The organism is Stenotrophomonas pictorum JCM 9942 (genome assembly GCF_001310775.1).
Lineage (GTDB): Bacteria > Pseudomonadota > Gammaproteobacteria > Xanthomonadales > Xanthomonadaceae > Stenotrophomonas > Stenotrophomonas pictorum.
This window is the reverse complement of sequence record NZ_BAZI01000482.1, coordinates 1-1,702: the sequence shown is the minus strand read 5'-3', so window position 1 is coordinate 1,702 and position 1,702 is coordinate 1. Positions and strand designations below refer to the sequence as shown.

At 68.2% G+C, this 1,702-nt stretch carries 1 protein-coding gene; it reads left to right on the top strand.

Annotation, left to right across the window (positions count from 1 at the left end):
* The first annotated feature begins 16 nt into the window (after positions 1-16).
* Positions 17-1,600 carry a bifunctional phosphoribosylaminoimidazolecarboxamide formyltransferase/IMP cyclohydrolase gene (gene purH / locus JCM9942_RS15250; RefSeq protein WP_054660690.1) on the top strand — a complete coding sequence of 528 codons (1,584 nt, stop codon included), beginning with the start codon at positions 17-19 and terminating at the stop codon, positions 1,598-1,600.
* The last annotated feature ends 102 nt before the right edge of the window (positions 1,601-1,702 follow it).

Genomic DNA, 1,702 nt, shown 5'->3' with positions numbered 1-1,702 from the left:
CTGATCCCCACGCCCCATGTCTTCTGATCTGCTGCCCGTCCGCCGGGCCCTGCTGTCTGTTTCCGACAAGACCGGTCTGCTCGAACTGGCCCGCGCCCTGGCCGCCCGCAACGTCGAACTGCTGTCCACCGGCGGCACCGCCAAGGCGATCCGCGAGGCCGGCCTGCCGGTCAAGGACGTGTCCGATGTCACCGGCTTCCCGGAAATGATGGACGGTCGGGTCAAGACCCTGCACCCGATGGTGCACGGCGGCCTGCTCGGCCGTGCCGGTACCGATGACGCGGTGATGGCGCAGCACGGCATCGCCCCGATCGACCTGCTGGTGCTGAACCTGTACCCGTTCGAAGCGGTCACCGCCAAGGCCGACTGCACCCTGGCCGATGCGGTCGAAAACATCGACATCGGCGGCCCGGCGATGCTGCGCAGTGCGGCCAAGAATTTCGCCCGCGTCGCCGTGGCCACCAGCCCGGACCAGTACCCCGCGCTGCTGGCGGAACTGGAGGCCAATGATGGCCAGCTGTCGGCGGCCAAGCGTTTCGAACTGTCGGTGGCCGCGTTCAACCGCGTCGCCCAGTACGACGCGGCGATCAGCAACTATCTGTCGGCCGTCACCGACACCAGCGCCGCGGTGCCGGTGCGCAACGAATACCCGGCGCAGATGAACTCCTCTTTCATCAAGGTCATGGACCTGCGCTACGGCGAGAACCCGCACCAGAGCGGCGTGTTCTACCGCGACCTGTACCCGGTGCCGGGCACGCTGGCCACCTTCGTGCAGCTGCAGGGCAAGGAACTGAGCTACAACAACCTGGCCGATGCCGATGCCGCATGGGAATGCGTGCGCCAGTTCGACGTGCCGGCCTGCGTCATCGTCAAGCACGCCAACCCGTGCGGCGTGGCTGTGGCGGCCGATGTCGGCGCCGCCTACGAGATGGCCTACAACACCGACCCGACCAGCGCGTTCGGCGGCATTCTGGCCTTCAACCGCACGCTGGACGCGGCCACCGCCAAGGCCATCCTCGACCGCCAGTTCGTCGAAGTGCTGATCGCCCCGGACTACGAGCCGGCCGCGCTGGACTACGCCACCAAGAAGGCCAACGTGCGCGTGCTGCGCATTCCGGCCGGTGATGCGCGCAACAACTACGACACCAAGCGCATCGGTTCGGGCCTGCTGGTGCAGAGCGCCGACAACCGCGGCATGAGCGCCGACGAACTGAAGACCGTCACCCGGCGCGCGCCGACCGCCGCTGAAACGCGCGACCTGCTGTTCGCCTGGCGCGTGGCCAAGTACGTCAAGTCCAACGCGATCGTCTACGCCAAGGACGAGCGCACGATTGGCGTGGGCGCCGGCCAGATGAGCCGTGTCTATTCGGCACGCATCGCCGGCATCAAGGCCGCCGACGCCGGTCTGGTGGTGCCAGGGTCGGTGATGGCCTCCGATGCGTTCTTCCCGTTCCGCGACGGCCTGGACGCCGCCGCCGAAGCCGGCATCACCGCGGTGATCCAGCCGGGCGGTTCGATGCGCGATGCCGAAGTGATCGCCGCCGCCGACGAACATGGCATCGCCATGGTGTTCACCGGCGTGCGTCATTTCCGTCACTGAGCCGCGCACCGATGGCCATGGGGATGTTTCCACGCTTGATTTCCCTGGCCGCCGTGGTCCTGCTGGCGGCCTGCCGGCAGGACACGCCGCCGGCCGCCGGCG